A 6,282-nucleotide genomic window follows, 5' to 3' on the forward strand; every position below is an offset into this window, starting at 1 on the left:
TCGACCGAGAGTCCAGCGGTGAGCAGAATCGTGATATAGGTTCCGGCACATGGCCGCTTCGCCCACGATCGTCGTGGTCGATGACGCGCCCGATGTCCGGAACCTGCTGAAGACGCGGCTTCGCCTCTCCGACCGCCTCGAGGTGGTGGGGGAGGGCGCCGATGGTTTCGACGCCGTGGAGCTCGCCCGCCAGCACCACCCGAGCCTCATGCTGCTCGACGTGTCCATGCCCGGCAGGGACGGGCTGGCAGCTCTGCCGCTGGTCCTCGAGGTGTCTCCCTCGACTCGCGTGGTGATGTTCAGCGGATTCGACGCGGCCGGACTGGCCGAGCACACGCGGCGGCTGGGGGCGACCGCGTTCCTGGAGAAGTCGGTCCCGCTGGACGAGCTCATCGAGAGGCTCGTGGGGCTTGCCTCGCCCGGCGGCCCCGGCGGCCCGGGCGGCTCCGCCCGCGAGGAGCCGGACCGGGCTGCCGTGCCGCTGGACTCGGTGTTGGCAGACCATCTCGAGCGCTTCCGCGAGATCTTCGACGACGCCGCGATCGGTATGGCCACGCTGACCCTCGACGGTCGGGTCGTGCGTGTGAACCGGCACCTGTCCCACCTGCTCGGCGATCCGCCAGAGGCCCTGGTGGGCACTCCCTACGCCGAGATCGCGACGGGCGCCGAGGTCGACCGTGCCCTGGCGCGGCTCCGCGGCGGGGGAACCGCGGTCCAGGTCGAGCACGGAGTGGTGGGACGGCCCGATCTGCGGTTCCAGATGACGGCGTCCGCCGTCCTCGACGCGATGGAGCGTCCGCTGTACTTCTTCCTGCAGGTGCAGGACGTCACCGGCCAACGGGTGGCCGAGCAGGCACTGAGCCGCACCGAGCAGCGTCTCCGGCTCCTGGTCGAGGCGGTCCAGGACTATGCGATCTTCATGCTCGACCCCGACGGCCGCATCGTGAGCTGGAACCCGGGTGCGGAGCGGAGCAAGGGCTACACCGCCGACGAGATCATCGGCCAGCACTTCCGGGTCTTCTACCCCCGTGACAAGCAGGACGAGAAGCACCCCGAGCACGAGCTCGAGATCGCCACACGCGAGGGCCGCTACGAGGAGGAGGGCTGGCGCATCCGCAAGGACGGCAGCCGGTTCTGGGCCCACGTCACCATCACGGCGGTGCACGACGACGCCGGCGAGCTGGTCGGCTTCGCGAAGGTCACACGGGACTCGACCGAGCGGCGCAGGATGCTCAGCCTGCTCGAGCACGCGAACGAGCAGCTGCGGCTCGCGGCCGAGGAGCAGTCGGAGTTCCTCGCCGTGACGGCCCACGAGCTGCGCTCGCCCGTGGGCGTGCTGGCGTCGTCCGCCACGCTGCTGGCCAACCGGTACGAGGACCTGACCCCCGAGGAGCGCACGGAGCTCGCCGAGGGCGTGAACCGCAACGTCGATCAGGTACGACGGCTGCTCGACGACCTGCTGACCGCCTCACGAGCGCACACCCGCACGCTCGACCTGCGCCCGGTGGAGCTGTCGGTGGACGAGCAGCTCGACGGGCTCGTCGCGGCATTCCGCAACGCCCGGCCCGGTTTCGAGGTGGTCCTGCGCAGCGTGCCGGGGCTGGTGGCCTACGCCGATGCCGGCCGGTTCGGGCAGATGGTCGACAACCTGCTCCTCAACGCCCTGCGCCACGGTCAGGCGCCGGTCACGGTCGTGGCCCGACCCGACGGGAGCCAGGTGGTGGTGGAGGTGTCCGACGCGGGCCCCGGCGTACCGAGCCAGGTCCTGCCCCGCCTGTTCCAGCGGTTCGGCACGTCGACCGGAGGCACGGGGCTGGGCCTCTACATCGTGCGCGAGCTTGCTCTCGCCCACGGGGGCACGGCCGAGTACCACGCCGACCAGAACACCTTCGTCATCCGGCTGCCGAGTGAGGGTGGTGCGTCGTGACGGCCGCTCCGATCACAGTGGCTCTGGTCGACGACGTCGACGACATCCGTCGCCTGGTGCGCACGGCGCTGCGCTTCCGGGGCGGCTTCGAGGTGGTGGGCGAGGCGAGCACCGGGGCCGAGGCCATCGCCATCGCGACCGACCTCCGGCCCGACATCGTCGTGCTCGACCTCGGTCTGCCCGACATCGCGGGCCGTGACGTGCTCGCCCGCGTCCGGGAGCAGTCACCGAAGACCCGCGTCGTCGTGCTCTCGGCGAGGGAGCCGACCGACCGGGCGTGGTTCGAGGAGCGCACGGCCGGCTACGTGCTCAAGGACGCCGATCTCGACTACCTCGTCGACCTGCTCGAGAACGTCGGCCGCACCCCGGTCGACGTACGGGTCCTCGATGTGTCCAAGGACGCCATGGCGGCCGCGAAGGCCCGGGAGCTGCTGCGCGGCACGCTCCGCGACTGGGAGCTGTGGAAGATCCTCGACGACGCGGCTCTGGTGGTGACCGAGCTCGTCACCAATGCGGTCACGCACGGCGGATCCACCTTTCGGCTGCAGCTGTCTCGCACGTCCGGGGCCTTCCGGATCGAGGTGGTCGACGACGGCAGTGGCACGCCGGAGCCCCAACCGCAGGACACCGAAGCGGAGGGTGGTCGAGGGATCATGCTGGTCGATGCGATGTCGAGCTCGTGGGGCGTGGAGACCGTGCCGCACGGCAAGATGGTCTGGGCCGAGATCGCGATCTCATGACGGACGGGCTCACCCGGGCGCGCACCGGCGGCGTGGGCCCAGCTGCACCACGACGTCGTTGACCACCAGCGTGATCGAGCTGCCGTTGTCGCTCTCGTCGGTCTCGACGAGCAGCTCCCTGGGGTCGGCCCTCAGGTCGAGGCAGAGCACCTGCCGGCCCGTACCGGCGGGCAGTGGCAGCGTCTGTCCCGGGAGGTCCCACAGGTACACGTCCAGCCACCCGGGGGAGATGCCCTGCGGCCCGGTGCGGCTGCAGTCCCCGAAGTGCTCCTGCCGGACGCTGGTGCCGACACCGTCGATCCTCCGGTTGTCCCGCAGACAGAAGCTCACCTTCGGCCGCGTCGCGAGCCGCCGGCCGGTGCCGGGAGACCTCAGGGAGTAGCCGGCCATCGCGTCGAAGTGCCAGTGGTCGTGCGTCGGATGTCCGAGCATGCAACCCGCGGGGCGCGCCGGTCCCGGCACGTCCTGATCCGGCTGGTACGCGCCGTCCCCGTTCACGTCGCGGTGCAGCACCTGGGCTGCCGGGTGCTGTCGAGGTGGGCATCCGGCGCCTTCGGGACGTGACCGCAGGAGGAGTGGTCCCGGGCCATGGTTGGCAAGCGACGCGGAGAAGCGGAGCAGGCGACCGCCGCGCACTCGCTGCACCTGCATGTCTGTGGCGTCGACGCTGCGCAGGTTCGGGAGGAGGGTCGGCGGTCCCGTCAGCCGACCGGGACCGAGCGGGGATGCCGACGCCGCCTGGGTCGGCTCTGCCCTATCCGGCACGGACGGTTCGCGGGAGGCCAGGGAGACCGTGACCGCGGTGCCCGCGGCGAGGGCCAGCACCACGAAGGGCAGGCCGATGGTCCGGCCACTGGAGGCCATCGCCTCATGCTAGGTCGCGCCGCCTGCGCCCGCAGACGAACCGGCCAGCGGGCCGGCCGCGGCGAGGTCCCCCGGTCAGTGCAGGGACAGCGTGGCGACGCCGGCTGCGACCGATCCGGCCAGCAGCACGATGACCGGGAGCCTCTCGTCACCGACCAGGGTCCGCGGGACCGTCGCAGCCGTCAGGAGGTGTGCGAGTGCCACGATGACGAGCTGGAGCACCACCAGTCCCACCGCCCCGAGCGGTGCCGCGTCGAGCCCGGCGGTCGGAGCTCCGAGCAGGTCCCAGCCACGTCCCAGGGGATCCCCGATCAGGCCGGGGAGGAGCTGGACGCTGGTGAACAGCCGGTTTCGCGCCACGGAGACCGCGATGGCGATCCCTGCGGCGACGGGCACGAGCGCACGCACCGCGACGGCTCGCTGTTCGGGCGAACCGCTGCGGGCCGCCAGATGGGTGGCCGCGCCACCCAGCGCGCAGGAGACGAGCAGACCCCCGGTCGCGTAGAGGTCGGCCGCCGGGAGTACCGCGACCGGGCTCCAGATCCCGGTGCGGCGTACCGCTCCGAACAGCAGCCCCCCGATCACGACTCCCAGCAGCGCGGCGGCCCCCGCGGGCGGTTGCCATCCGGACAGCTGCCGGCGCGGGATCAGGCCGACCCAGGACAGGAGGGCGCCGAGGGGTTCGCCGCACGAGAGCGTGCGGACCCGGCCCCAGGCCAGACACCCGGCCAGCACCACCACGGTGTACGACGCCAACGCCAGCCCCACCGCGCGAGGATCGAGGGACCGTGGGTACACGCTCAGGTACCAGAGCCACGGGATCACGAGTGCCACCGCCGGCCACACGTGTCCGGGCGCCTGCGACCTGTCACCGGGCGCCACCAGCCGGGCGAGGGTGTCCCACGGGTCCACCCACCGCCACAGTCGTCCGAGCACCAGGCACCCGACGACCAGCAACGGCAGCCCGGCGCCCACGGTGAGGGCGGGTGCCACGTTCTCGAGCTCGTCGTCCACACCCACCCTGCCGGCGACGACCGCCAGCAGGAGTGCCGCCAGGGACACGGTCCGCGCCGCCCACTGCCACCTGGAGAGCCGGCCCCACCAGGAGGTGACCTCGTCTGCCGAAATCCCCGCCCGAACCCGGCCCGGCGGCACCGCGACGGCGACGACGACGACGGCCGTCACGGCGGCGAGGACCACGATCCCCAGGGGCACCGCAACGTGCGGAGTGGCGCCGCCCGGGTGTGCGACGGGGCTGGCCAGAGTCAGGCCGTTGCCCCATGCGATGGTCGCCGCCATCCCAGGGAGCCTAGGGCACGTCCGGGCCGGGTCGTGACCTGTTGCACACCGCGTCGTTGAACCCATGACCACCCGCGGAGGAGAAGTCATGCACCGCATCTTTGCGACGGCAACCACGCTGCTGATCGTCCTGGGCTCGGCCCTGGTCGCTGCCCCGGCGTCGGCGGACCACACCGACCCGACGAAACCGCTCGCGCCCACCGACGGCGCCATCGAGGAGGGCATCGAGCGCGGCGACGGCACCTGGGAGCACCTCGCCAACTTCCCGGGGATCGGTGGTCCCCAGCTCACCGGGGGTGGCACCGACCTCGAGTTCTTCCGGGCCGCGGGCAGCAAGGACATCTGGGGGTCGTTCGGAACCCTCGGTCAGGACGCGGCCGGCAGCATCGGCCAGCGCCTGATCCGGCTGACCACCAACGGCGAGGTCGACCCGACCTGGCAGGCGGACCACGGCTCGGCCCACTGCGAAACCCAGAACAGCAGCGTGACCGGCCTCCAGCACGACACCCAGGCGGCCCAGATGAACGGCGTCACCCTGCTGACCGACACCACGGACGCCAGCGGACGCTGCCACGACACGGGTGGTGGAGGAATCGAGATCGTCGACGCGACCGACGTCGCGCGACCGACCGAGGTCCACCTGATCCGGTTCCCCGGGTTCACCCACACCAACACGGTCGACGACAGGCGCCCCTGGATCGTCTACAGCAGCTCCTCCGACTTCGCGGACCGGAACTGGATCGATGTCGTCAACATGCGCTCCTGCTTCGGCGACAAGCGGACGACGGCCAAGCAGCGGCGTACCCAGTGCCGGCCGGAGGTCTCCAGGATCCAGCTCCAGGACGCCTGGACCCAGCAGCGGGACCAGACGACCGGTGAGCTCGAGCCCGGCTCGGCCACCTGCCACGACATCACCTACCGCGACAACCGGCTCTACTGCGCAGCACTCAACGCCACCCTGATCCTCGATGTCTCCAACCTGACCGGGCGCGGCGGCAAGGTGACGGGGAGCTCGCTGCCCTGCCCCGTCGTCGACGGGACGAGGACCGGGGCCAAGGTCACCGACTGCTCCGGCATGGGCCGTGACCGCACCGAGCGGGCGACGGGGTGGCGGTTCCTCGGCACCTACCAGCACCCGGGCCGCGACTGCGGGCCGCCGGGCTCCGACGTGCGCAACTGCAACAGCAACCTGCACGTCCGTTCGGATGAGGGCGTCTCGGTCTCCCACGAGGCCGACCCGACACCCGACGAGCAGTTCATGTTCGTCACCGACGAGCGTGGCGGCGGCATCGTCCCGCCCGGATCGTCGTGCTCGCCCGGCATCGAGAACCCCTACGGCAACGGCGGTGCCCACGCGTTCGACATCAGCGACCCGTCGAACATCGACTACGCGACGACGCCCGAGGGCGAGAAGGCCGTCTACATCAGCGACGCGGTGGTGCCGGCGTCGAC

The 6,282-nt window shown here is 71.6% G+C and carries 5 protein-coding genes; 3 read left to right on the forward strand and 2 right to left on the reverse strand.

The window, feature by feature from the left end:
• Positions 1-49: 49 nt before the first annotated feature.
• Together VFN12_RS02535 and VFN12_RS02540 are read left to right on the forward strand one after the other, a co-directional pair.
• Complete coding sequence (locus VFN12_RS02535; protein ID WP_325116985.1) at positions 50-1,927, forward strand: PAS domain S-box protein; 1,878 nt, start codon at positions 50-52, stop codon at positions 1,925-1,927.
• Entirely contained in the window at positions 1,924-2,667 is a 744-nt protein-coding gene (locus VFN12_RS02540; RefSeq protein ID WP_325116986.1) for a response regulator, read from the forward strand. The genes VFN12_RS02535 and VFN12_RS02540 overlap by 4 nt, the downstream gene beginning before the upstream one ends.
• A 9-nt stretch (positions 2,668-2,676) precedes the next feature.
• Here VFN12_RS02540 and VFN12_RS02545 read toward each other — a convergent pair whose 3' ends face one another.
• Together VFN12_RS02545 and VFN12_RS02550 are read right to left on the reverse strand one after the other, a co-directional pair.
• Positions 2,677-3,531, reverse strand: a complete 855-nt coding sequence (locus VFN12_RS02545; protein WP_325116987.1) for a lysyl oxidase family protein — start codon at positions 3,529-3,531, stop codon at positions 2,677-2,679.
• Positions 3,532-3,606: 75 nt separating this feature from the next.
• A complete protein-coding gene (locus VFN12_RS02550; RefSeq protein ID WP_325116988.1) occupies positions 3,607-4,830 on the reverse strand; it encodes a hypothetical protein in 1,224 nt (407 codons plus the stop codon).
• Positions 4,831-4,918: 88 nt separating this feature from the next.
• Between VFN12_RS02550 and VFN12_RS02555 the strand changes: the two genes are divergently transcribed.
• Positions 4,919-6,282 (forward strand): hypothetical protein (locus VFN12_RS02555; protein WP_325116989.1); only part of this gene is annotated, 1,364 nt, incomplete at its 3' end.

The organism is Nocardioides sp. (assembly GCF_035703625.1).
Lineage (GTDB): Bacteria > Actinomycetota > Actinomycetes > Propionibacteriales > Nocardioidaceae > Nocardioides.

Coding starts and splice junctions, on each gene's coding strand:
- VFN12_RS02550 (WP_325116988.1), bottom strand. CDS start 4,830: ATGGCGGCGACCATCGCATGGGGCAACGGCCTGACTCTGGCCAGCCCC.
- VFN12_RS02535 (WP_325116985.1), top strand. CDS start 50: ATGGCCGCTTCGCCCACGATCGTCGTGGTCGATGACGCGCCCGATGTC.
- VFN12_RS02545 (WP_325116987.1), bottom strand. CDS start 3,531: ATGGCCTCCAGTGGCCGGACCATCGGCCTGCCCTTCGTGGTGCTGGCC.